Annotated in this window: 18 protein-coding genes and 1 pseudogene; 7 read left to right on the top strand and 12 right to left on the bottom strand. The window is 62.4% G+C overall.

Features of this window, described 5'->3' with window-relative positions; genetic code table 11:
• Window positions 1-105 precede the first annotated feature (105 nt).
• Window positions 106-1,353, top strand: coding sequence for a S41 family peptidase (locus RHIBR816_RS0114240; RefSeq protein WP_026186992.1), 1,248 nt, complete (start codon window positions 106-108; stop codon window positions 1,351-1,353).
• Between the two features lie 13 nt (window positions 1,354-1,366).
• Here RHIBR816_RS0114240 and RHIBR816_RS0114235 read toward each other — a convergent pair whose 3' ends face one another.
• Together RHIBR816_RS0114235 and RHIBR816_RS0114230 are read right to left on the bottom strand one after the other, a co-directional pair.
• Window positions 1,367-2,365, bottom strand: a complete 999-nt coding sequence (locus RHIBR816_RS0114235) for an ABC transporter permease (RefSeq protein ID WP_018237228.1) — start codon at window positions 2,363-2,365, stop codon at window positions 1,367-1,369.
• Window positions 2,366-2,393: 28 nt separating this feature from the next.
• Window positions 2,394-3,134 carry an ATP-binding cassette domain-containing protein gene (locus RHIBR816_RS0114230; protein ID WP_018237227.1) on the bottom strand — a complete coding sequence of 247 codons (741 nt, stop codon included), beginning with the start codon at window positions 3,132-3,134 and terminating at the stop codon, window positions 2,394-2,396.
• 225 nt (window positions 3,135-3,359) lie between these two features.
• On the opposite strand from RHIBR816_RS0114230, the pseudogene RHIBR816_RS34165 reads away from it, so the two are divergent.
• Both RHIBR816_RS34165 and RHIBR816_RS0114220 read left to right on the top strand, forming a co-directional pair.
• Window positions 3,360-4,340 (top strand): annotated as a pseudogene (locus tag RHIBR816_RS34165) (NAD-dependent epimerase/dehydratase family protein).
• Window positions 4,341-4,388: 48 nt separating this feature from the next.
• On the top strand, window positions 4,389-5,378 hold the full coding sequence (locus RHIBR816_RS0114220) for a sugar-binding protein (RefSeq protein WP_026186990.1): 990 nt from the start codon (window positions 4,389-4,391) through the stop codon (window positions 5,376-5,378).
• A gap of 51 nt (window positions 5,379-5,429) precedes the next feature.
• On the opposite strand, the gene RHIBR816_RS0114215 is transcribed toward RHIBR816_RS0114220, so the two are convergent.
• The gene (locus RHIBR816_RS0114215) at window positions 5,430-6,827 is read right to left on the bottom strand and encodes a family 16 glycosylhydrolase (RefSeq protein ID WP_018237224.1); all 1,398 of its coding nucleotides are present in this window, start codon (window positions 6,825-6,827) and stop codon (window positions 5,430-5,432) included.
• A 175-nt stretch (window positions 6,828-7,002) separates the two neighbouring features.
• Here RHIBR816_RS0114215 and RHIBR816_RS0114210 point away from each other — a divergent pair, with 175 nt between their 5' ends.
• Both RHIBR816_RS0114210 and RHIBR816_RS0114205 read left to right on the top strand, forming a co-directional pair.
• On the top strand, window positions 7,003-9,729 hold the full coding sequence (locus RHIBR816_RS0114210) for a PAS domain S-box protein (RefSeq protein WP_018237223.1): 2,727 nt from the start codon (window positions 7,003-7,005) through the stop codon (window positions 9,727-9,729).
• Window positions 9,726-10,091 (top strand): response regulator, encoded by a 366-nt coding sequence (locus RHIBR816_RS0114205; protein ID WP_018237222.1) that lies wholly within the window; start codon window positions 9,726-9,728, stop codon window positions 10,089-10,091. The genes RHIBR816_RS0114210 and RHIBR816_RS0114205 overlap by 4 nt, the downstream gene beginning before the upstream one ends.
• A gap of 101 nt (window positions 10,092-10,192) precedes the next feature.
• Here the strand turns inward: RHIBR816_RS0114205 and RHIBR816_RS0114200 are convergent, their stop codons facing one another.
• A complete protein-coding gene (locus RHIBR816_RS0114200; RefSeq protein ID WP_018237221.1) occupies window positions 10,193-10,444 on the bottom strand; it encodes a helix-turn-helix transcriptional regulator in 252 nt (83 codons plus the stop codon).
• Between the two features lie 567 nt (window positions 10,445-11,011).
• On the opposite strand from RHIBR816_RS0114200, the gene RHIBR816_RS0114195 reads away from it, so the two are divergent.
• On the top strand, window positions 11,012-12,829 hold the full coding sequence (locus RHIBR816_RS0114195; protein ID WP_026186989.1) for an ABC transporter ATP-binding protein/permease: 1,818 nt from the start codon (window positions 11,012-11,014) through the stop codon (window positions 12,827-12,829).
• Between the two features lie 59 nt (window positions 12,830-12,888).
• Here RHIBR816_RS0114195 and queE read toward each other — a convergent pair whose 3' ends face one another.
• From queE to RHIBR816_RS0114170, 5 genes are all read right to left on the bottom strand, one after another.
• Window positions 12,889-13,626, bottom strand: a complete 738-nt coding sequence (queE, locus tag RHIBR816_RS0114190) for a 7-carboxy-7-deazaguanine synthase QueE (protein ID WP_018237219.1) — start codon at window positions 13,624-13,626, stop codon at window positions 12,889-12,891.
• Window positions 13,623-13,979: a 6-carboxytetrahydropterin synthase QueD gene (gene queD, locus RHIBR816_RS0114185; protein ID WP_018237218.1), complete on the bottom strand. Its 357-nt coding sequence runs from the start codon at window positions 13,977-13,979 to the stop codon at window positions 13,623-13,625. The genes queE and queD overlap by 4 nt, the downstream gene beginning before the upstream one ends.
• Window positions 13,979-14,689, bottom strand: a complete 711-nt coding sequence (gene queC, locus RHIBR816_RS0114180) for a 7-cyano-7-deazaguanine synthase QueC (protein WP_018237217.1) — start codon at window positions 14,687-14,689, stop codon at window positions 13,979-13,981. Before queC ends, queD begins: the two co-directional genes overlap by 1 nt.
• Before the next feature lie 609 nt (window positions 14,690-15,298).
• The gene (locus tag RHIBR816_RS35950) at window positions 15,299-16,633 is read right to left on the bottom strand and encodes a S8/S53 family peptidase (RefSeq protein WP_018237215.1); all 1,335 of its coding nucleotides are present in this window, start codon (window positions 16,631-16,633) and stop codon (window positions 15,299-15,301) included.
• 250 nt (window positions 16,634-16,883) lie between these two features.
• Window positions 16,884-18,698 carry an ABC transporter ATP-binding protein gene (locus RHIBR816_RS0114170; RefSeq protein ID WP_018237214.1) on the bottom strand — a complete coding sequence of 605 codons (1,815 nt, stop codon included), beginning with the start codon at window positions 18,696-18,698 and terminating at the stop codon, window positions 16,884-16,886.
• Between the two features lie 497 nt (window positions 18,699-19,195).
• Here RHIBR816_RS0114170 and galE point away from each other — a divergent pair, with 497 nt between their 5' ends.
• The gene (galE, locus tag RHIBR816_RS0114165) at window positions 19,196-20,176 is read left to right on the top strand and encodes a UDP-glucose 4-epimerase GalE (RefSeq protein ID WP_026186988.1); all 981 of its coding nucleotides are present in this window, start codon (window positions 19,196-19,198) and stop codon (window positions 20,174-20,176) included.
• Between the two features lie 22 nt (window positions 20,177-20,198).
• On the opposite strand, the gene RHIBR816_RS0114160 is transcribed toward galE, so the two are convergent.
• Genes RHIBR816_RS0114160 through RHIBR816_RS0114150 form a run of 3 tightly spaced genes read right to left on the bottom strand, consistent with a single transcriptional unit; the run spans window position 20,199 to window position 23,777 of the window.
• Window positions 20,199-21,206, bottom strand: a complete 1,008-nt coding sequence (locus RHIBR816_RS0114160; protein ID WP_018237212.1) for an acyltransferase — start codon at window positions 21,204-21,206, stop codon at window positions 20,199-20,201.
• Between the two features lie 20 nt (window positions 21,207-21,226).
• Window positions 21,227-22,507 (bottom strand): O-antigen ligase, encoded by a 1,281-nt coding sequence (locus tag RHIBR816_RS0114155; RefSeq protein ID WP_018237211.1) that lies wholly within the window; start codon window positions 22,505-22,507, stop codon window positions 21,227-21,229.
• 4 nt (window positions 22,508-22,511) lie between these two features.
• On the bottom strand, window positions 22,512-23,777 hold the full coding sequence (locus RHIBR816_RS0114150; protein WP_018237210.1) for a polysaccharide biosynthesis/export family protein: 1,266 nt from the start codon (window positions 23,775-23,777) through the stop codon (window positions 22,512-22,514).
• Window positions 23,778-23,809 lie beyond the last annotated feature (32 nt).

The following is a 23,809-nucleotide window of genomic DNA, read 5'->3' as shown; positions in this document are numbered from 1 at the left end:
TGATCTAGGGCCATTGGCTTCACGGAATGTTGTTGAGGGGAGTCTCGATCCGGCCGCGGCTTTGCGGATACTGTTGGGCATGACCGGAAACATGGTTCCTCAACGATGAAGACATGTCGCCCCTTGCCCTTCGCGCTCCTGCTCTTGCTTGCACCAAGCCACAGTGTTGCTCTGGATCTGCCCCGGTCCGGCCATGCGGTCTTCGATCGCGCCGTCGAGTTGGTCGCCGACAATTTCTATGACACATCCGGACTTGACCGCTTCCACGCCGCAGTTCGCCAGCAACTGACGAATGAGCAGGGCCGGTTGACCGCCAAGAGTTCTGAGGATCGCGTCGACGCGGCGGTCGAGAGCGTCCTCGCCAGCCTCGGCGTGTCGCATACCGGCCGCTTCACCGACGACACGATCGACTATTACGAACTAGCAGACATATTCCGCTTCGCCATCCGCAACGACATCAAACGCCTGTTCCCGCCGGACGGTGAAGTTCGTTATGCCGGCATCGGCATGGTCACGCGCCTCGAACGCGGCCAGCGCTTCGTCAGCGACGTCTATGATGGGGCGCCCGCCGCCCGGGCAGGCATCAGGGTCGGCGACGAGATCCTCTCGGTGGATGGCGTGCCCTACCGAGAGATCGCGTCCTTCCGGGACAAAGTCGGTCGAACCGTCGACGTCCGGCTGCGCCGGCACCGCGACGGACTGCCGATCACCGTCACGGTCGCCGTCGAACGGCTGCAGCCGCTGCGGACCTTTGAAAAGGCGATCGAAAAAAGCATCACGGTCACCGAACGGGAGGGGCGGCGCATCGGCTATCTGCGGCTCTGGACCCTATCGACCCGCGACGGCCTCGATATCGTCGCCCGTGAACTCGCCAGCGGTCGCCTCAAGGACGCCGACGGGGTCATCGTCGACCTGCGCGGTCGCTGGGGCGGCGGCCCGCCCGATGCGGCGGACCTTTTCGTCGGCGGGGTGCCGACATTCCGGCTGATCTCACGCGACGGCAAGGACACGCTCGGCACCGTTCGCTGGCGGCGCCCGGTGGTGGCGATCATCGATGAAGGGTCAAGAAGCGGCCTCGAGCTCTTCGCGCATGCGCTAAAAGTCAATGGCGTACCGCTCGTCGGCGCACGGACCGCGGGCGCCCTGCTTGCTGGTCGTGCCTTTCTTCTTCCCGACGACAGCCTTTTGGAAGTGGCGGTCTCCGATGCGGTCATCGACGATGGTCTGCGCCTGGAAGGCAGCGGTGTCGAACCGGATATCGCCGTATCCTTCAGCCTGCCTTATGCGGACGGGCGCGACCCACAGCTCGACGCCGCCGTGATGGAAATGCAGCGCATTCTCGCCAAGGGTTGAACGGCCGGCCGCGCTACTCGCTCTGGCGGAAGCTGCGGATACGATCGAACAGGACGGCGAGTACCGTTGCGCCGCCAATGAAGGTTCCCTGCCAGAAAGCATTGATACCGAGCAGGCCGAGACTGTTGCGGATCACCTCGATCAGCGCCGCACCGATCAGCGCGCCGGAGGCGGTGCCGACCCCGCCGGCCAGGTTGGCGCCCCCGATGACGGCAGCGGCAATCACCTGAAGCTCCATACCGGCGCCGATATTGGTAGTGACGGCGCCGAGCCAGCCGGTCTGGATGATGCCGGCCACCCCCGCCGAAAGCGCAGAAATCATGTAGACGGCAACCTTGATGCGGCGCACCGGTACGCCGGTCAGCGTCGCGGCGTGCTCGTTGCCGCCAATCGCGAAGACATAGCGGCCGAATCTCGTCCAGCGCAGCACGAAGCCAGTGAGCAGCGCCAGCACGATCATGTAGAGCACCGGATTGGCGATGCCGAAGAACCAGGCGCCACCGCCCAGCGCAAGCAGCGTGTCATGATCGGGCCCGAACTGGAAGACGACGGTGTTGTTGGAGGCGACCATCGCCAGGCTTCGGGCGATCGACAGCATGCCGAGCGTGATCACGAAAGGCGGAAAGCCGAGATAGGCGATCATGACGCCGTTGAACCCCCCGATGACGAGGGCGGTGCCGACCGAAGCGGCGATGCCGACCTCGATGCTGTAGCCGGCATTCATCACCACTGCGAGCACCATGCTGCAGAGACAGAGGACCGATCCGACCGACAGGTCTATGCCGCCGGTGATGATCACCAGCGTCATGCCCAGCGCAATGATCGCCACGAAGGTGAAGTTGCGGGTGATGTTGTAGAGGTTCTTCGACGTCGCGAAGGTATCCGTAGCAACCGACAGGAAGAGGCAGGCCAGAATGACGGCGATCAGCACCCAGAATGTCTGGCTGGAAACAACCGAGGTGACCCATCCCTGCTGCCTCTGCCCGATCGCCCGATCCAAGGTAACTGCCATGACCGACCTTCGCTTTTCCTGAGACTCGTTATACCTGTTCGATCGCGCCGGTGATCAGACCCGTGACCTCTTCCGGTGAACTCGCCGCGAGCGCCTTGTCGGCGACCTTTCGGCCGCGCCGCATGACGATGACACGATCGGCGACCTCGAAGACGTCAGGCATGCGGTGGCTGATCAGCACCACGGCAATTCCGCGGTCGCGCAACTGGCGGATCAGATTCAGCACTTCCGCTACCTGGCGAACGGAGATCGCGGCCGTCGGCTCGTCCATCAGCACGATCTTTGCTTCCGAGAGCATGGTGCGGGCGATCGCCACCGCCTGCCGCTGGCCGCCGGACATCTGCTTGACGAGGTCGCGCGGGCGGGTTTCCGACTTCAGTTCCTTGAAGATCTCACCGGCGCGCCGGTACATCGACTTGTAGTCGAGAACGCGCAACGGACCGACGCCGCGCCGCAATTCCCGCCCGAGGAAGACGTTCGCCGCTGCCGTCAAGTTGTCGCAGAGCGCCAGGTCCTGGTAGACGATCTCGATGCCGTGCTGGCGCGCTTCGACGGGGCGATGAAGGACGAGATCGGCACCGTTCATGCGCATGGCACCGTGGCTCGGCCGAAAATTGCCGGCGATCATCTTGACGAGCGTCGACTTGCCGGCGCCGTTGTCGCCCATGAGGCCGACGACCTCGCCCGCCTGAAGCGAAAAGGAAACGTCGTTGACCGCCTGGATGGCGCCGAAATGCTTGGAAACATTGGCGAGTTCGAGAACCGCCACGATAGCCTCCCAATACCTGCAGCCAAGCGGCGCTGGCTCGGAAAAGAGCCCATACGCCGTCGCTGGCCGGGTCTCCTCCCCCGGTGACATCCATTTACGCAAATGCATCGAACAGCGTCAATCGTCCTACAAATAAAGAGGTACATGCGCGCAAACGCATATTGTATTACAAATATTCGTTGACGCGCGAAGCGCGCGGATATTAGCTATCAGCAGGAGGAGAGCATGCTGATCCTTGTCACCGGGGCAACGGGCAAGGTCGGACAGCATCTCATCGCTGGGCTGCTTGACGATCCGCGTTTTTCCAAGGCGCGCATCCGTGCGCTTTGCCACAACCGCCTGCATGCCGAGACAGACCGTGTCGAAGTGGTCCGCGGAACCATCGCCGAGCGCGACGTGGCCGCCAGGGCGCTCGTCGGCGTAACGCACGTCATCCATCTCGCCACCTGCAAGGAAACCCCGGACAGCGTCATGGACGTGACCGTCAAGGGGTTGTTCTGGCTGCTCGAGGAATTCCGGGCGAGTGAGACCGCCCGGCAGTTCATCCTCATCGGCGGCGACGCCGGCATCGGCCATTTCTACCATCGTCACGACGCCCCGATCACCGAGGCAACGCCGCATCGTGCCTATCCAGGCTGCTACGCCCTGTCGAAGGTGCTGGAAGAGGTGATGCTGGAGCAATACGGCATCCAGTATGGCTTGAACGGCTGCTGCCTGCGCGCGCCCTGGATCATGGAGAAGGATGACTTCAAATATTCTCTCTCCTTCGGCGACGATGTCTTCGGCGGACCGGTGTGGAAGGATCTCGTCCCTGAAGCCGACGCGGAACGCTATGCGAAAGACGGCACGGTGCCGTTGCTGCTGGACGCAGACGGCCAGCCGCTGAAGCGCAACTTCGTCCATGTCGACGATCTTGTCGCGGCGATCCTGGCCGCCATCGACCACCCCCGCGCGGTCCGCCAACTCTTCAACATCGCGATGGATCGACCGGTGGACTACGGCGAAGTCGCTGCCTATCTCGCTCGTACGCGCGGTCTTGGCAGCGTCGAAATCCCGAGCCGCTTTCATTCCAACTGGATGGACAACAGCAAGGCCAAATAGCTGCTGGGCTGGCGACCCGGCTACGATCTCGAGAAGCTTATAGACTCGGCCTGGCAGTACGAGCGCCCGGAGGGAAATCCGCGCATCGTCTGGTATCCCGGCTGACTGGTGTCGCGGACACGCGGGTGTCCGTGCGTTTCAAGGGAGGAAAGCATGAGGAAGGCATTATTGCTTGCAGCAGCCGTACTGGCGCTCGGCGCCGGAACCGCTCTGGCCCAGAAGAAGCAGCTTGTCATTGTCGTGAAGGGCCTCGACAACCCGTTCTTCGAGGCGATCAACCAGGGCTGCCAGAAGTGGAACAAGGAAAATCCGGATTCGGAGTATGAATGCTTCTACACCGGGCCCGCCTCGACATCCGACGAGGCCGGTGAGGCGCAGATCGTCCAGGACATGCTGGGCAAGGCGGATACGGCGGCCATCGCCATCTCGCCGTCGAACGCCAAGCTCATCGCCCAGACGCTCAAGACCGCCAATCCGACGGTTCCGGTGATGACGCTGGATGCGGACCTTGCGGCCGAAGATTCGGCGCTGCGCAAGACCTATCTCGGCACGGACAATTACCTGATGGGCTACCGTATCGGCGAGTACATCAAGAAGGGCAAGCCGAATGGCGGCAAGATCTGCACCATTGAAGGCAACCCCGGCGCCGACAACATCCTGCGCCGTGCCCAGGGCATGCGCGATGCGCTGACGGGGCAAAAAGACCTGGCGGAGCTCAAGGGCGAAGGCGGCTGGACGGAAGTAGCCGGTTGCCCGGTGTTCACCAATGACGACGGTGCCAAGGGCGTGCAGGCGATGACCGACATCCTGGCCGCCAATCCCGACCTCGATGCCTTCGGCATCATGGGCGGCTGGCCGCTGTTCGGTGCGCCACAGCCTTACCGCGACCTGTTCAAGCCGATGGCCGAAAAGATCGCCAAGAACGAATTCGTGATCGGCGCTGCCGATACGATCGGCGAAGAAGTGGCCATCGCCAAGGAGGGGCTGGTCACCGCCCTCGTCGGCCAGCGGCCGTTCGAGATGGGCTACAAGGCGCCCTCGGTGATGATGGACCTGATCGCCGGCAAGCCGGTCGAGGATCCGGTCTTCACCGGTCTCGATGAATGCACCAAGGACACGGCGGATACCTGCATCCAGAAATAGCATCTGCAAGGGAGGACGGCGGCTTGCTGTCGGCCTCCCAAGCCTCCGTCGTTAGATCTGCCAGTCGGCGTCCAGCGAATAGGCCTTGATATAGTCGATCTTCATCTCGGATCCGTCGACGAGCCCGTCGCTCGGCGCGCCGGCGATGCCGCCCACAGCCAGGTTGACGAGCATGTACATCGGGTCGTGCATGTCCGAGGGTGTGTCGGCACGCGCGATCGCCGCATCGTCGAAGTACCAGACGATCTCCTCTTCCGTCCAAAGCACCCCGTATTTGTGAAAGCCGCTTGTGTCAGAAACCTTCACCGCGCTGGCGATGCTGGTCTGCGACCCGGTTTCGTTCGAATGCACGGTCGCGATGATCGTGTTCGGATCCTGCCCGCGCATTTCCACCACGTCGAGTTCCGGTGGCCAGGAGCCATCGGCGGGCAGTAGCCAGAAGGCCGGCCATACGCCCTGGTCGTCCGGCATGTCGGCGCGGATTTCGAAATAGCCGTAGGTCTGGGCGAAGGACGAGTGTGTCGTCAGGATTCCGGACGTGTAATCGTAACCGTTGATTTCCGCCTGAATGGCTTCCGATGCCGCCTCGGCCTTGATCGTCAGAACGCCGTTGTTGATGGAAAACGGATTGGCCGATGCAGTCGGCCCGTAGGTCGGATTGATATACCATTGCAGCTCGCCGTTTCCGGAAAGCGAGCTTCCCTTCTCCGGCGCCCACCAGAATTTAGCGTCCCAGACGCCGCTCGTGCCGCTTCGGAGCTGAAGCGTATTGAACTCGTCCGAAAAAGTCTGGGTCAGCGCGGAGCGGTCGAGGCTGAGCCTGAACTGGTGCGCCTGCAATTGGTCGGCAGTGGTATTTGCGAACACCAGGCTCTCGCCGTCCGCCAAAGCGAGCCGCAGGTTGGAACCCTCCTGGCTCACATTGGCCAGAACCTGATCGAAGGAGGTAAACCCATAACCATCCAGGCGAACGGTGTCGTCGAAGTTGAAATCGGTGATGAGGTCGCTGCCGTTGCCGCGCGCGAAGACAAAGGTATCGGCACCACCCGCGCCGATCAGGACGTCGTTGCCGCCGTCACCGTCGAGCGTCTGGCTGCCGGAGCCGCCCTTGATGATGTTGTCGATATCATTGCCGAAGGCAAACCGGCCATTGCCGGTGACGGTCAGATTCTCGAAATTCTGCGGGAGCGTGTAGCTCATCCATGTATTGATCGTATCGACGCCCTCGCCCGCTGCCTCATAGGCCCGGTTGATCCCCGAATAGAGATAATAGATGTCATCTCCCTTGCCGCCGATCATGGTGACGTTTACGGAACTGTCGCCCCACATGGAATCATTGCCGGCCGTCCCATAGAGCGTGGGTCCCGATCCGGTGGCGGAAAACCAGGCCGTCGAACTTCCGCTGTAGTAAAGCGGCTTGCCCACGGCATTCAGCACAGTTCTGCTCATCGAATATCTCCAGTTTGATTGACCTCCTCCTCCGCAAAGCCCAAGGGCCACGCTCCTCCGCCGGCGAACCTAACACCCCAGGCGGAGTTCCACACCCCTACGTCTTTTGGGGACTTCTGGAACAAAGTTCTCATGAGCAGCGTTGTTTGGCGTTATGCGGCGTGCGGAGGGAACTATGTGCAGTGCGGAGACTCTGCCCAAATACGTCGTGGGCGATCTTGGTGCCGTGGGCTCACCGGATTTTCGATCCGCACTCGATGCACTGAGCGTTGCAGTCTACACCACGGATGCGGACGGCTTCGTCACCTATTTCAACTCTGCCGCAGCCGATCTGGCGGGACGCCAGCCGAAAGTCGGCGAGGATCGCTGGTGCGTCAGCTGGAAGCTTCGCCGGCCCGATGGCTCATCGTTGCCGCACGACGAATGCCCGATGGCCATGGCGCTGAAGGGGCGCCAGCCGATCCGCGGGCAGGAATTGGTGGTGGTTCGGCCGGATGGCTCGACCGCATTGCTTCTCCCCCATCCAACGCCGATTTTCGACGAGTCCGGTGCGCTTACCGGGGCCGTCAATCTCCTCGTCGACATCACCGACCGCAAGAGCGCGGAACAGGATTCCCGCTATCTCGCGGCAGTTGTCGAATCCTCGGACGACGCCATCGTTACCAAGAATTTGAACGGCATCATAACGAGTTGGAACAAGGGTGCCGAGCGGCTCTTCGGATATGCGGCGGAAGAGGTCGTGGGAAAGTCGATCACCATTCTCATGCCGCCCGGCTATGAGAACGAGGAGCCTAATATCCTCAGGCGCATCCGCAGCGGCGAGCGCATCGATCACTATCAGACGACCCGCCGTCGCAAGGACGGCCGTCTCGTCGATATTTCGCTCACGGTTTCGCCGGTTCGAGACGCTTCCGGGCATATTGTCGGCGCGTCCAAGATCGCCCGCGACATCACCGAGCAGAGACGGGCCAGTGAAGCTCTGGCAAGTCGCTTGCGCGAACAGGCCGCGCTCCATCGCCTGACCGAGAGGCTTCACCGCGCTCAGGAGATTTCTGAGGTCTACGAGGCAGCGTTGGATGCCATCCAGGGCGCGCTCGGATGCCAACGGGCCTCCATTCTGCTCTTCGACAACACCGCAACCATGCATTTCGTTGCGTGGCGCGGTCTTTCATCGCTCTACCGGGACGCAGTTGACGGGCACTCCCCTTGGACCCGCGAGCAACGGGATCCGCAGCCCATCTTCCTCGAAGACGTTGCTCAGGCCGAAGCGCTGGGCGCCCTCAGGTCGACAATCGAGGCGGAAGGCATCGCCGCGCTCGGCTTCATCCCGCTCGTCGCCGAAGGCAGGCTCATCGGCAAGTTCATGACCTATTATGACATGCCGCATGCTTTCACCGAAAACGAGATCGGCGTGGCGTTGACGATCGCCCGGCAACTGGGCTTCAGCATCCAGCGAATGCGTGCCGACGAAGCGCGGCGCCTCGCGGAAGAGCAGTTGCGGCGCAACGAGGCGAGCGAGAGGGCGCGCGCCGCCGAGTTGATGGCGATCATGGAGGCCGTACCGGCCTCGATCTGGATCTCGCGCACGCCCGATTGCCAAGTCATCAGCGGCAACCGGGCCGCCTATGAGCTTCTCCGGCGGCCGCCGGAGTCCAACCTGTCGCTGTCGGCGACCGCTGGCTTGCGCCCCGACAACTTCCAGGTCTTCGCCAGGGGAAACCTGCTGGCGCCTGAGGATCTGCCGGTGCAGCGCGCAGCGCGGGGCGAGGACGTGCCGAACTTCGAGGAGGAAATCCGATTTTCCGATGGGACGTCGCGCCACGTCTTCGGCAATGCGACGCCGCTGCGGGACGCCTCGGGCGCGGTGGTGGGCGCCGTGGCGGCATCGGTGGACATAACGGAACGCAAGCAGGCCGAGGAAGCGCTGCAGGAGAGCGAACGCCGGCTGCAAATCGCGCTGGGTGCCGGACGGATGGGCGCCTGGGAATGGAACATCGGCACCGGCCAAGTGATCTGGTCGCAGGGGCTCGAGGCGCTGCACCATCTTGAACCGGGAACATTCGGAGGCACATTTGCCGATTTCAAGCGCGACATTCATCCGGACGACCTTCTGCTTGTCGAACTGGAAATCGCCCGGGTTATGGAGACCGGCGAGGATTATCACGTCGTTTACCGGATCAGGCTTCCCGACGGGGGGATTCGCTGGATGGAGGCATTCGGGCAGTTTTCGCCTCAAGGTCCTGCAAAGCCAAGCAAACTGGCCGGCGTTTGCATGGACATCACCGAGCGCAAGGAAGCCGAATCCCAGCGCAATCTTCTCGTTGCCGAGCTCAGCCACCGCGTCAAGAATACGCTTGCAATCGTGAGCTCCATCGCGCGCCAGTCCTTTTCGACGAATCCGGATATGCACGATGCGCACCGCTCGTTCGATGCCCGCATCCGGGCGCTCGCGCAAACCCATACGCGCCTTGCCGAAGCAAGCTGGTCCGGCGTCTCGTTGGAAACCGTGCTGTTTGACGAATTGGCCCCCTACCATGACGACGGCAAGAACAACGTCTCGCTCTCGGGCCCGCGGACAATGCTGCCGCCGAAATACGCCTTGACGCTGGGCATGGCGGCCCACGAGCTCGCCACCAACGCCGCCAAACATGGGGCGCTTTCGGTGAAAACCGGCAGCGTTGGCATCGAATGGTGGGCGGACCGGGAAACCGATCGGCTGCGAATCCGCTGGAGCGAATCGGGCGGCCCGCCGGTTCTCGCCCCAAAACGCAACGGCTTCGGGCGCTTGCTGCTGGAACGCGTGCTCGCCTCCGACCTCGGCGGCAATGTCCAACTGGACTTCGCACCGCAAGGCCTGGTGTGCACGATCGACATCCCCTGCCCCTGCGAAGCCTCGCCATGACAGCCGTGGAGCCATGTCGGGTCTTCGTTGTCGAGGACGAATTTCTGGTGGCGCTGCAAATCGAGGACGATCTCATCGCGGCCGGCTATTTGGTGGTCGGACCGTTCACTAGTCTCAGCACGTCGATTGCGGCCTCGCGCGCGGAAAGATTTGACATTGCGACATTGGATCTCAATCTGCGCGGCGAGTTCGTCTATCCGCTTGTCGACGAACTGCTCGAACGACGGGTGCCTGTCCTGTTGCTCACCGGCTACGCGGCATCGGACCTGCCGGAACGTTTCCGTTCCCTGCCACGCCTCGCCAAGCCGTTCGACGGCCCCGAGCTCGTCAGCAAGATCAAGAGTCTTGCCGCTGCCGCGTGAGTCCCCGATCGAGCGCTGCGGGCCGGTTTTGAGGAAAAATCGCAAGAAGGGTGGAAGTGGTGGCGACCCGGCCGACGCGTCTCGTCGGCCGGTCCACTGAACTAGATTTCGGCGGGCAGGAAGTCCGAAATCGGCACCTGAAGGGCAATCGCGATTCGCTTCAGTTTTGCCGGACTGTTGTCCATGCCGCTTTCAATTTCGCTTATTTCAACATTGGCGAGGCCGCAGGTGACTGCGAGATCCTCGATACTATAACCAACAGCTTCACGAGCAGCCCGAACGCGAGCGGCGATGTCGCCGCCGAGTATGGCCGAGGCATGCTTGTGGCCAATGTTGGAGGGTGAAATGGACATAAATGTCTCCTTCTCTTGGCATGCAATTCTTGCGAATTCGCGGTTGAGTGCGGGTGACACACGCCTTGGGACGGCGGTAACGTTTTATGTCAATGTTGTAACATGAACAAGCCGAAATGAATGGTGCTGCTACGATTGCGCTCTAAAGGCGATCACATAAGGGGCGATGAACACCCCTGACGGGTATCAAAATCTGTTTCCATGGAGCGTGGTTACCCGTACACTGGCTGCATGGTTATTTTTAGAGTCGCTGTATTTCAGCATCTACGGATATTCAGTCGTATATTTGCAATGAACGGGCTCCAGCCCGCCCCCGAATGCGGGCATTTCAACGGCAACCCCGGATTTTTCCGACTTTCCTGGGACGGACGATTGCGGCCGACCCTGGCACTGGGCGCTGGCCTCGTTGATCCGGTATCGGCGCGAGCCTGCGTCCATCTCAGGACCGACCGGGATCCCAACGACCCTGAACCGTCTGTTGGTGCCTCGTGCTTGCCGATGAGCTCGGTGTACCGACCGTCGGGTTAGGTCCGATAAGATGTGCCCCTTGAAAGGGAGGAAATGACGATGAGGAAACCGACCGGCAAGAAGACCGCGCCCCGATCGCCGGCCGCACCACCCGAGGGCAGCAGCATCTGGCAGCAGTTCGACATGATGCGACGTGCCTTCGTCGCCTCGCCGCTTCTGAAGCCGATCCTGTGGCTCACCGCCGGTAGTCTGGCGGTCATCATCGTTACCGCTATCGGGCAGATTATTCTCAACCGCTGGTACCGACCATTCTTCGATTCGATCGAGCGGCGCGATCTCAACGCCTTTTTCTATCAGCTCCTGCTGTTCGTCGTCATCGCCGGCGTTCTCTTGATATTCAATGTCACCCAACAGTGGCTCAACCAGATGGTGCGGCTGAAACTGCGTGAAGGACTGACATTGGACCTGATCGGTCAATGGATGCGGCCGCGCCGTGCCTTTCGGCTTGCGAATGGCGGCGCGATCGGCGTCAATCCGGACCAGAGGATGCAGGAGGATGCGGGCCACCTCGCCGATCTGACCACCGATCTCGGTTTCGGCCTCGTGCAATCGTCGATCCTGCTCGCCTCGTTCGTCGGCGTACTCTGGTCGCTCTCGGCCGGCTTCGCCTTCCAGATCGGCGGCAGATCGCTGGAGATCCCCGGCTATATGGTTTGGGCGGCGATCCTCTACGCCGGCTCCGCCTCCTGCGTGAGCTGGCTGGTCGCGCGGCCGCTCGTCGGCCTGAACGGCGAGCGCTATGCGCGCGAGGCCGATCTGCGGTTCTCGATGATGCATGTCAACGAGCATATCGACGCCATATCGCTGGCGGGCGGTGAAGACGGAGAACGCAGACGCCTGGAACTCGATCTTTCCTCCGTGCTCGGGTCCGTGCGCAACATTTATCGCGCCCAGATCAATCTTGCCTGGGTGCAGGACGGCTATGGCTGGGTGACGGTCGTCGCACCAATCCTGATCGCCGCACCCGTCTATTTCGCGGGAAACATCAGCTTCGGCGGCCTGATGATGGCCGTCGGCGCCTTTAACCAGGTGCACTCTTCGCTCAAATGGTTCGTGGCCAATATCGGTGCGATCGCCGACTGGCGCGCGACGCTGCTGCGGGTTGCCGCATTCCGACGCGCTCTCATCGTGGCGGACACGCTGCACGACCGGGAAAAGCGGATAGAATTCGTCGAAAACGACAGAGCCAGCCTGACCTTCGACAATCTCGAAGTGGTCTCCCCATCTGGGAGAACGAGGCTCGCCGAGCCCCATATCGAGATCGGCGCCGGCCAGCGCGTCATCATCAGCGGCGATCCGCGCGCCGGCAAGACGTTGCTCTTCCGTGCCCTCGCCGGACTTTGGCCCTGGGGCGGCGGGCGTGTCGGTTTGCCCGCCGACGATTCCGTCGCCTTCATTCCACGCGCGCCCTATTTCCCGCGGGGTCGGCTGCGCAATGCCCTCGCCTATCCTCACTCCGACGGCTTTGCCGATTCGGAGATCGTCGCCGCGCTGACGAAAGTTGGCCTCGACCACCTGGCGACATCGCTCGACCAGGAAGCCCGGTGGGAGCGCGAGCTCAGCGACGACGACCAGCGCCTCCTGGCTTTTGCCCGCATACTCCTGCAACGGCCGCGCTGGGTGATCATCGATGAAGCACTGGAGTCGATGGACAGCGACGCGCTGAAGCGCGCGCTATCGATCTTCGAAACCGACCTCCGGGAAACGGCGGTCGTCAAGATCGGCCGCACTCCGCGCAACGGCGCGCTGTTTTCCCGCGTGATCCACCTCGTCAAGGATGCCGAAGGCCCGGCCCTGAAACCGGTCCGCCTCGACGCGGCCGTGCCCGAGCTGGAAATGGCGGGACCCACTGCGTGATCACTTAAATCGGAATCGATTTAAGGGAAAATCGTGTAGCGCACCTGATTTGGGCGCCGCTACACGCCCCGCCTGTTGCCCCAGATCAGCACATGAAGCTGCGGCAGCACGTGGGCCTCGAACCACTTGTCCTCGATAACCTTGTCGACGAGCCAGCGCATCCGTTCCATCACGCCCTCGATATCGATCGGCGCATCCTCGTCATCCGGGGGTGGGGGCGTGTGGTTTCCCGGCTGCAGGTAGAGAGGCAATTGCGGATGGCGCGCCGCCGCTGCCCGCGCATAGGCATAGTCGGCCTCGTCGAAGACGACGATCTTCAGCGCGGTCTGAGGCTTGCCGCCGGCCATCCGAAGGCAGGCGTCGAAGGCCTCCCAATCCGTCTCCATGCCGCTCGAGGGCGGCTTCGGGCTCAGCACCAGCATGTCGAGTTCGGCGAACCAGTCGCGGGCGACCGAACCCTGCGTCTCCAGGGCAAAACGATAGCCCTCCCGGTGGCCGCGGGCAATCAGCGCTCCCAGCGGCTGGATCGCCGGATTGCCGCCTGAAAGCGAGACCGTGACCGGCAGACCTCCGGAAAGCCGGGTGACTTCGCTCCAGATGTCGTCGACCGTCATCGCCCGCCATTCCTCGCGATACGCGCTGTCGACGGCGTGCAGGCTGTCGCACCAGGAACAGCGGTAGTCACAGCCGCCGGTCCGCACGAACACCGTCGGCAGGCCGATCAGCGCGCCTTCGCCCTGGATCGTCGGGCCGAAGATTTCGCTGACGCGGATCTCGGTGGATCGCGTCGCGGTCATGGCCGATATTCCGCCCAGGTCTTCGCCGTTTCGCTGACGCGCACGGCGCTTGTCTCCGGCAGCCGCGCCTTGCACCAGTCATAGAAATGCTGTGCCAGGCATTCCGCCGTCACCCGGTCATGGCCGAGAACATCGTTCAGGTGGCGGTGATCGAAGGCCTCGTCGATATAGTGCTTCAGCGGCGCAAGCTCATGGTAGTCGCGCACGAAGCCGTGCTCGTTGAGCGTTTCTGCCGACAGTTCCACCTCGACGACATAATTGTGCCCATGCAGCCTTGCGCACTGATGCTCGGGCGGCAGGCTCGGGAGCTGGTGCGAGGCGGAGAAGTGGAATTCCTTGGTAATGCGGAACATCAGCGCACCTCCTCGGCCGCGAAGGCGCGGGTGGCTGCGACCCAGAAATCCGGATCCTCGTATTCGGTCGGATCGGCAACGCCGGCGAGATGGAAGGCTTCGCGCCGTTCGACGCAGGTGCCGCACCGTCCGCAATGGCGGGCACCGCCCTTGTAGCAGGACCAGGTCTCGGCAAATGGCGTGCCGTGCTTCGCCCCGTCGGCGACGATATCCGCCTTCGAGACGCGGACATAGGGCGCATGGAGAGCGACGTCGGCATATCCCTCCAGCGCATGGTTCTGCATGGCCTGGAAGGCATCGATGAAGCCCGGCCGACAGTCGGGATAGATGAAGTGATCGCCGCCATGCACAGCCACGGCGACTGCATCGGCCTTTTGAGCGGCCGCGACACCGAAAGCGATCGCCAGCATGATGGCGTTGCGGTTCGGCACGACCGTCGTCTTCATCGTCTCTTCGGCATAGTGGCCGTCCGGCACGTCGACGTCGTCGGTCAGCGCTGAGCCGGTGAGGTGCCGGCCGATCTCGCGAATGTCGATGATCTGGTGCGGCACGCCGAGGCGCCTGGCGCAGGCGGCGGCGAAATCCAGTTCTTTGCGGTGTCGCTGGCCATAGTCGAACGACAGGAGGCCGAGAAGCTCATGCTCCGCCGCTATCCTGTGCGCAAGCGAAACGGAATCCAATCCGCCGGAGCAGATTACGATGGTTTTCATGACAGGTGTCCTTGTTTTGACCGGGTAGGCTGCGACCGGAGTGTTACCTGCCGGCCTTTTAGGCCAAATCGGACGGTTTGTGAATGCCGGATGCCGTGGAAAGACACAAGAGCGCAGATCGAGAAAGAAAGAAGGCGCGACGGTGGAGCGAATGTGGGTGCGTGTGTCTACTGCATGTTTCCTTAAATCGTACTCGATTGAAGGATAAAAACATGCAGCAATTCAAAGTGCTACAGCGACCTTTGCGCGTCTGATAAGACGCGCGGCGCTGTAGTCCCGCTTGGCGGCATCCCGCGATCGCGCAATGCCGGATGCGCCGCGACGCTCAATCTTTCTCGGGCGGCCCGAATCCTTCGATACGAGGATTCGAGAAGGGTCCATTATACTCGCCACCGGATTGTTTGAGTTGACTGATTGCTTCCTCTCTAACCTGTACGGCGTAGCGACCGTGTTCCGGATCTATAGCGATCACTCCGAAAGAAGGGTCGATGTCACGCGGGTGGACCCCCAGAATCTCCGCACACCGATCGGTGCTAGGCACGCCATCGAGGCATGCAAGGGTCATCAGAACGAAATTTCCAGCCATGTCCGCTCCCAGTCGGTGCGCACTCATAGGCCAAAGTGGCTTGCTACGGCCAAGGGACGAATTATGCCTCTGCCGTAGCCTTTGTTCCACTTATTCGTCGTACCCGGCTTAGGCAAGGCTTTGGCCTTGAACTCCGAAAATAGGACTTTTGGCGCGACATTGCCAGGAGCGAGTCTTGTGCGGATAGCCGCGACGCAGCCCGCTGCCACCGGACACGCTGTCGAGGTCCCGGAATCGGGCGAGCCGACCCCAAACGCCTCGGAGCCGAGAAAATGGGTGTATGCAGTGAGATCAGGCTTCTGCTTCGCCATTCCGGGGATGCCCGGGCCCTGGGATGAATAGCCCACGCGATTGTCGGTGATGTCGCAACCGGCCAGTGTTAATACGTCCGGGTGCGCATTGGCGCCGGCGATTGTGTTCTTGGTCACGCCCTGGCACCGACCGTCGGGGCAATCTGCCCCACAATTGCCGGCCGCAAAGAGGATGTCGGCCCCTGCCCGCGTCAAAGTCCCGACGATGATGTTAAACGGGTGGTTCGGATTGTCGGAATAGCGACCCGGATGCCCCGGAGGAAAATCCCAACTGGGATGATACATACCCCAGCTGTTGTTGACGACGAGCGCTCGATACCTGCGTCGCCATCCGGGGCTTGCGACCCTTGCGTTGAGATACGCGTATGCCAGGAGCGCGTCGCTCAGGAAGCCAGCCATAGCGCTTCCGCCGGGCGTGGTCGATCGAAGAATGGGGAAATCCAACAGTGTCGAGGATGGCGCTGCGATCAATACGTCGTATGCGCACATTGTCCCATGTCCGACAGGATAGAGCCCGGGCATCGCCGGAACTCCAGGCGGAGCCCAAAAGGTGCGGCGGTCAAGCCTTGGCTTTAAGCCTCCAGTGCGAAGGTGTGCCATGTTGATGCCTGTGTCCATGATCGCAACGGCAACACGCTTGCCGTCGAGGCCTTTGGCCGCCAAGGCGGCCACATCGAGCTTCGATTCGACATCGGCCCTTGTGCCAACGGGCGTCGGTCCGCAGTATGGCTTGAAAAGACCGATTTCCGGGTCGGCGAAGATTTCTACGCCCTTGTTAGCTGCCTTTATCTCCTCGACCTTTTCAACATCGATCGTTCCTCGAGCCACGAAACTGGGTGCATTTTCGGCAGTTGCCAAGGCGAGATCGATTCCTTCCGGCTCCCGGGCCGCAAGTGGCAACGGCGGAAAAAGCGGATCGAGGTAAAGTCCTCCACGTTCCGTGGATTCAAAAGCCGGCAAGCCGGCGTTCGGTGTTGAAAATGCCGCGAGGCTTGATGATCGAAGAATCTCCTGGGCAGGCAAGGTGACGATGACGGAAACGCGCATTCCCCCTCCTAGAATAGAAAAGGCCGCAGCGATTGTTCCGCCGCGTTTTCGATGCGAATCGCATGTGATTGCAAAAACCGCATCTGCTTCTTGCCACACGGATTCACCCGCGCATTGAGGTGCAGCCGTCACGGCTGCAACTTTTGGATGATAGAGCGCAATCTGAGACTGTCAAAGCAATACTATCCGCTCCGGCCGGGCGAGAAGATCCTCTTGCCCGGCCGGCAGCATGGTGTGTGACGACACTTACTCATCCGTCGCTGAGCACGAGCCCTTTCGTCAGTTCCAGCGCCTGCCTTTCGAAGAGGCTCCGGTAGATGCCGCCCTTGAGGCGGATGAGCATGTCGTGATCGCCCTCTTCCGCGATGCGGCCGCGATCGAAGACCAGCAGGCGATCCAGCGCCCTGACGGTCGACAGCCGGTGGGCGATCACCAGCGTGGTCCGGCCGGTCATCAGCCGTTCCATCGCCTTCTGGATCAGCACCTCGGACTCCGAATCGAGGCTCGACGTCGCTTCGTCGAGGATCAGGATCGGCGCATCCGCGACGAACGCCCGCGCAATGGCAACGCGCTGACGCTCGCCTCCGGACAGCTTCACGCCCCGCTCGCCGACCATCGTCGCGTAGCCCTTCGGCAGTCCGGAGATGAAGTCGTGCGCGCTCGCCAGACGCGCTGCCTCCTCGATCTCGCGCTGTGTCGCGCCGGGCCGCCCGTAGGCGATGTTCTCGGCGAGCGACCGGTGGAACAGGATCGGTTCCTGCTGGACGATGGCGATCTGCTGGCGGAGCGACGCCTGCATGCTGCCGGCGATATCCTGCCCGTCGATCAGAACCTGGCCCGATTTCACGTCATGCAGCCGCTGGATCAACTTGACGAAGGTCGTCTTTCCCGAGCCGGAATGTCCGACGAGGCCGACGCGCTCACCGGCGCGGATGGTGACCGAGAACCCGTCATAGAGCGGCGTCCGATGGGCCCCATAATGAAAGGTCACGTTGCGGAATTCGATCTTGCCGTCGGTGATCTGGATCGGCCGCGCTCCGAGACAATCTTCGACGCCGAGCGGCTGGGCATGGATGGCGACGAGTTCCTCCATGTCGTTGACCGAGCGCTGCAGGTGCCGGATATCCATGCCGATCTCCCGCAGATAACCCTGCAGGATGAAGAAGGAGGTGAGCACGAAGGTGATGTCGCCGGCGCTCGCCTCGCCCTTCGCCCAGAGCAGCAAGGCAGACCCGATGATCGCTGCGCGGACCACCAGCAGCATCGCACCTTGCGCCGTGCCGTTCAGTGTCGCGCGCGACCAGGTACGCCGGGTGCGGTTCTCCCACTTCCGGAGCACCTTCGCCAGGCGGGCCTCCTCGCGCTTCTCCGCGCCGAAGCCCTTGACGACGGCGTTGCAGCTCACCGCATCGGCGAGCGCACCGCCAAGCCGCGTGTCCCAGCTGTTGGCAAGGCTTGCCATCGGCGCCACATAGCCGAGCGACAGCAGGACCGTGACCGCTATGAAGAGGACGGACCCAAGGCCGACGATCGCGCCCATGATCGGCCAGTGCCAAGCCATCAGCGCCGTCGAGCCGATCAGCATCACGACCGAGGGAAACAGGGCAACGAGCAGCGTGTCGTTGAAGAGGTCCATCGCCCACATGCCACGCGTCACCTTGCGCACGGTCGAGCCGGCGAAGCTGTTGGCGTGCCATTCGCTGGAGAAGCGCTGAATGTGGTGGAACGCAGCAGCCGCGATGTCGGACATCATCCTCAACGTCAGGCTGACGATGATCATGATCGCGGCGTGCTTGAAGACGATGGCGCCAAGCGAAAGCGCCATCATCATCATGAAGGCCGAGAGCGCGGCATTCCAAGCGATCGCGTCGCTCGCCGCCCCCGAGACGATCGCATCCACCAGACGGCCGGCATAGAGCGGCGTCAGCACATCGGCAAGTGTGGCCAGCAGCACCGCGCTCAGGATGCCGGCAAGCCGCACCGGCTGTTTCTTCCAGTGGGCCCAAGAAAAGCGAAAAACATTGCGGAAGGCGCGATCGCGCGCCGCAAAACGAGTGAACGCCATAGGATTTGCCCGGTGGCAATGCACCGGCCTTCAATATCTGATCAGCAAGGGAATGCCGCGCGGAACGAATGCGTGCGGCATTGATGAAACGGCGCCGTCTCCGAAAAAGGAGGGGCCGGACGGTGCGGGATCCGTCGGCAATCAGGAAGCGCAGGCGCTCCCGGTCACGAGGTCAGGATCGTGGACCGTCCCCAAGGGAGAAGCAATAGGCTGTCATCGTAACCTCCCTGTTCTGATTGCCGGAAGACTGCTTATAGTTGAAGATATGGATCGAGCCAAGCGCAAATATTGTGCTCGCCGCGAGCGACGGCGAAGTGCTGCATGTCTGCCACAGTCGCTGATCCCTTCGCCAAACCTCCGAAGCGAAGCGGCCTTCGCCATTGTGTGGAGTGCCATCTTTTGCAGAACTTACATATTGTGTTGAAAAATCGCCGCTATTGGTTGCGAAAGCCAATGCCGTTCCATTTCAGTCTGAAAGTCATTCCGTGAGGTTGCCCGTGCAGAACAACAACATCCTCGTCGTCGGTGGTGCCGGCTATATCGGCTCCCATACCTGCCTCCGACTGGCCGAAAAGGGTTACCATCCGATCGTTTACGACAACCTTTCGAACGGCCACGAGGAATTCGTCCGCTGGGGCGTGCTGGAGAAGGGCGACATCCGCGATCGGCAGCGTCTCGACGAGGTGCTGGCCCGCCATCGGCCCCGGGCGGTCCTGCATTTTGCAGCGATGATCGAGGTCGGCGAATCGGTCAAGGATCCGGTCGCCTTCTACGACAACAACGTCATCGGAACGCTGACCCTGCTGTCGGCAACGCTTGCCGCCGGCATCGAGGCTTTCGTCTTCTCGTCCACCTGCGCCACCTACGGCCTGCCCGACAGCGTGCCGATGGACGAAACGCACAAGCAGGCACCGATCAACCCCTATGGCAGGACCAAGTGGGTCTGCGAGCAGGCGCTCAAGGACTACGGCCTCTACAAGGGCCTCCGCTCCGTCATCCTGCGCTACTTCAATGCTGCCGGCGCCGATTTCGAGGGCCGCATCGGCGAATGGCACGAACCGGAGACGCATGCGATCCCGCTGGCGATCGACGCTGCACTCGGCCGGCGCGAAGGCTTCAAGGTCTTCGGAACGGACTATGAGACGCGCGACGGCACCTGCGTGCGCGACTATATCCATGTTCTCGACCTTGCCGATGCGCATGTGCGCGCCGTCGACTACCTGCTCGAGGGCGGCGACAGTGTCGAACTCAACCTAGGCACCGGCACGGGGACAACCGTGAAAGAGTTGCTCGGGGCGATCGAAAAGGTCTCCAAGCGGCCGTTCAATGTCAGCTATGTCGGCCGCCGCGACGGCGACTCGACGACGCTCGTCGCCAACAACGACAAGGCACGGCAGGTGCTCGGCTGGGAGCCGCAATACGACCTGGCGGCGATCACCGAATCGGCCTGGAACTGGCATTCGCGCCGAAACGGCTAAGCAAGCGGCAGGCACACCGGGCCTATTGAGCGGCGGGCCCGGTGAGACCGACGGCCGGCGGCGGCGTCCGTCCACGCCGAAGCAAGGGGCGCTCGAGAAGCGCATAGGCAGCGATGCCGCAAAGCGTCCCCGACACGATCGCCAGCACCATCGATATCGCCAGATGGATGCCGAGCATGCTCCCCGCCTTGGCGACGACGGAGATCGCAAAGGTGTGCCACAAATAGATCGAATAGGACGCATCGCCGAGGAGGTTCGGCAAGGTCAGCATCGGTACCCGTCCGCTTGCCTCGAGCGACAGCGCACCGAGAACCAGGAGCACGGCCAACGGCCCGGTCGTCCACTCATCGAAGGGCAGATGAAGCCGTCCGATCAGCCCGAAGCCGCCAAGCGAGCAGGCGATCAACAATGAACCGATCGCTGCCCCGGGAACCCTACCCCTAAGCCAGACCTCGCCGAGGATCATGCCGGCGACGAACTCGAGAATGATGGGCCGCGTATAGATCAGCGCTACGGGATGTTCGATGGGCACGACCAACCCGATCCCCACCAGCGCCGCGAAGAGGCTCGCGATGGCCGCCAGTCGCCAGTGCCGCGGCAGCAGCAGGGAGGCCGCGAACACGGCATAGAAGAGCATCTCGAAATTCAGCGTCCAGCCCTGTACGAGTACCGGCCAGATCTCGCCGCTGCTCGGGGATTGGACCGGGACAAAGAACAGCGATGCGACCACGTGCTCGACGGTCAGGACCATGTTGGGAAAGAGGCCGGCGAGCGCGCCCGCCACCATGACGGCCGTCGCAAACCAGTAGACGGGGACGATGCGGCGGAGGCGATCGGCGATGAACTTCGCAGGGGTCATCGGCCGCCGTTCGCTGATGACCCACATGATGAACCCGCTGATGACGAAGAAGACGTCGACGCCGGCCGCTCCGATCGTAAAATCGTGGCCGGTCTTCTCGGCGGCGTGAAAGATCACCACCGCGAGCGCCGCCGCCGCCCGAAGATACTGAATCGCCCGGATCGTCCCCATCGGCCCCTCTGACCCTGATGTCACATGCTGAGCCGCGGCCCATAGGCGGCCGCCTGTCCATCGCCCGGCCAAAGCCAGGTCACCGCCTGCCGACGTCGTGCGAGCGTCAACTTCCCTGCGGTGAAGTACAACAGGAAGGATCCGACATGGTAGGGGTTCATGATATCGATCTCGACGAAGGAACGAATGAAAAGAAGCATCGCGACGCCGAACAGCACCATCGCCTCCTCATCCCGGTCCTCCGCCAGCAGACGCTTCAATTGCCCGAACACCGCCGTGAGCAGCAGCATCGTCAACAGCACCAGACCGACCAATCCCGTTTCCACGGCGGCCTCGATATAGGTGTTGTGAAAGTGGAAGCCGGAGCGGGCGGTGATGTAGAATTCTTCCCACAGGCGCTCCGCCTCGGAAAATCCCTGCACCCAATAGGCCTGATAGCCGATGCCGAAGAATGGTGCGGCCTGCGCCGCTTCGATTCCTTGCTGCCACAGATAGGTACGTCCGGTGAGCGTCGAATCCTTGCCGAATGCGCCGAGGACAAGGTCGGTGGCGCCGGCATAGATCAGCGCGACGGCGGCGACACTGCCGAAAACCGCGACGCCGATAAAGAGCCCTTTCCGGCTCGCGGGCCTGAGCGCCGTGATCGCGCGCATGCCGACACAAAGTCCGAGGATCGCGACGGTCGTCAACACCGAGGTGGCTGATTGGGAGGCGAACAGCGAATAGGCTGCGATCGCGCCTGCGCCCCCGGCGGCGGCCCGCCAGACGCCCCGTTCTCCAAGGACGACGACGGCCATGAAGGCGAAGTAGATGCCGAGCGAGGCATAGAAGCCCAACTGGTTCTTGGAAGCGAATGCGCCGACGAAGCTGTAGGTGCCGTCGAGCGGATCGTAATGGTAGACGCCGAAGAGCAGCGAATAGACGAGCACGATGGCGACGCCCGCAATGGCGCCGCGGGTGAGCGTGCGGATGTCGATCACCCGCATCGCGATGAGCGCGCAGATGATGTGGCTCAGATATTGGATCCCGGCACGTGCCGTCACGCCGGGCGCGGCCGACCAGAACATCGAAAGACAGGCAAGGACCACGAAGGCGAAGATCCAGACAAACCTGCCATAATTGCCGAGCACCTTGCGGTAATCGACGAGAACGAGCGGCAGCCACAGGCCGTAATAGGCCAGGACGGAAATCGGCCCGAAACGGGTCGAATAGGCGAAGACGAACAGCGAAAGGGCAACGGCCGCGATGCCGTAAAGCCCATTCGCGTCAGGATCTATGAGGCTCGCCTTCCGGATCCTCATGCATTCACCGCATCGCCACTGCGGCAATGACCTTGATCACGTCGCCGGGAAGCACCGGCGTCGTCTCGGTCGCCGCGATCTCCGTCGACTTTCCGTCCTGTTCGCGAAGGATCGAATAGGTGATGTTGGCACCCTGCTCGTCCAGTTGCGCCGCCTCGGCCGATTGCATGAGGGCCTCGGTCATCAAATCCCGGCTGGTGCCGAGTTTCAGCGTGAGCGTGTCGAGTTCGGCCTCGGTGTTCTGCAGCTCCTGGGCAAGTTGCGCATCCCAATCGTTGCTCAGATTGGCCTCGTCCTGCGTCGCCTTGCTGACGTCCTGCTTGGCCTTGAGCGAAGTCGTATCGATGTCGAGAAGCTGCGACTGCACGTCCGCGACCCGCTGCTCGAGCGAGAGCTTGCGCTGGCTCAGCGCCAGGCCCTTCTCGGCAAGGCTGCCGACCTTGTCCAGGTCCTCCGTGGCGAGCTCGAGTTGGCGCTGCTGCGTTTCGGATTTCTTCGCCAGCGAATCGATCTCGCTCTGCAGCAGCGATTTGAGGTCCGCCAAGGCGTCGAGCTGCCGTTGCTGGCGCTTGTCGCGCGACACCATCAGCGCCGTCTCGCTTTCGAGCAGTTTATCGGCGCCCGGGGCGCTCTTCAGTTCTTCGGGCAGCGCGATCTTGTCGTGCTGGGCGATTTCCGCCTGGAGCCGCGCACGACGAATGAGCAGCCTTTGGCGTTCGGCCACCTGCACGGCCGAATCGCCGCTTGCAGCGATATAGTCGCGGGCAAAGCGCTGGCCGCTCGGGCCCCGGCGCAGTCCGCCACCGAGGCTGATCGCCTTGAGCACGGTCAGATTGGGGGCATAGGGGTACTCGCCGGGGGTTTCAACTTCCCCATAGAGATAGACCGGGCGATATTGTGCCATCTCGACGGAAGCGGATGGCCGGTCCCGAAGCCCGAAGAGCTTCTGTATCTTGATGCCAATTTCTTCCGCGACCTCCGTCGTCGTCCGTCCCGAGGCGGGCAGATCGCCGACGAAAGGCAGCGAAACACTGCCCGAGGCCCCTACCGTGTATTCGCCGCTGACCGCCGACCAATCGCGGAACGCGCCTTCGGCGGTCTGCCACTCGGCAACGCGAATCCGCAATTTATCCATGACGCCGAGCCGATAGTCGTCGGCCCGGGCCATGGCGGCGCCGGACACGACAAGCGCCGCGCAGAGTGCGAAGCGGGCGAAATGGAAAAGCTTGCGGGAGCCGGCAGGCGCCCCTGGAACTCTTATCGATGGCATTTGGGACTTCCCGTTGCTTGGCGTTGTGCTCG

Source organism: Ensifer sp. BR816, assembly GCF_000378985.1.
Taxonomy (GTDB): Bacteria; Pseudomonadota; Alphaproteobacteria; order Rhizobiales; family Rhizobiaceae; genus Sinorhizobium.
The sequence above is the reverse complement of the archived record's forward strand: the minus strand, read 5'-3'. Positions and strand labels throughout refer to the sequence as shown.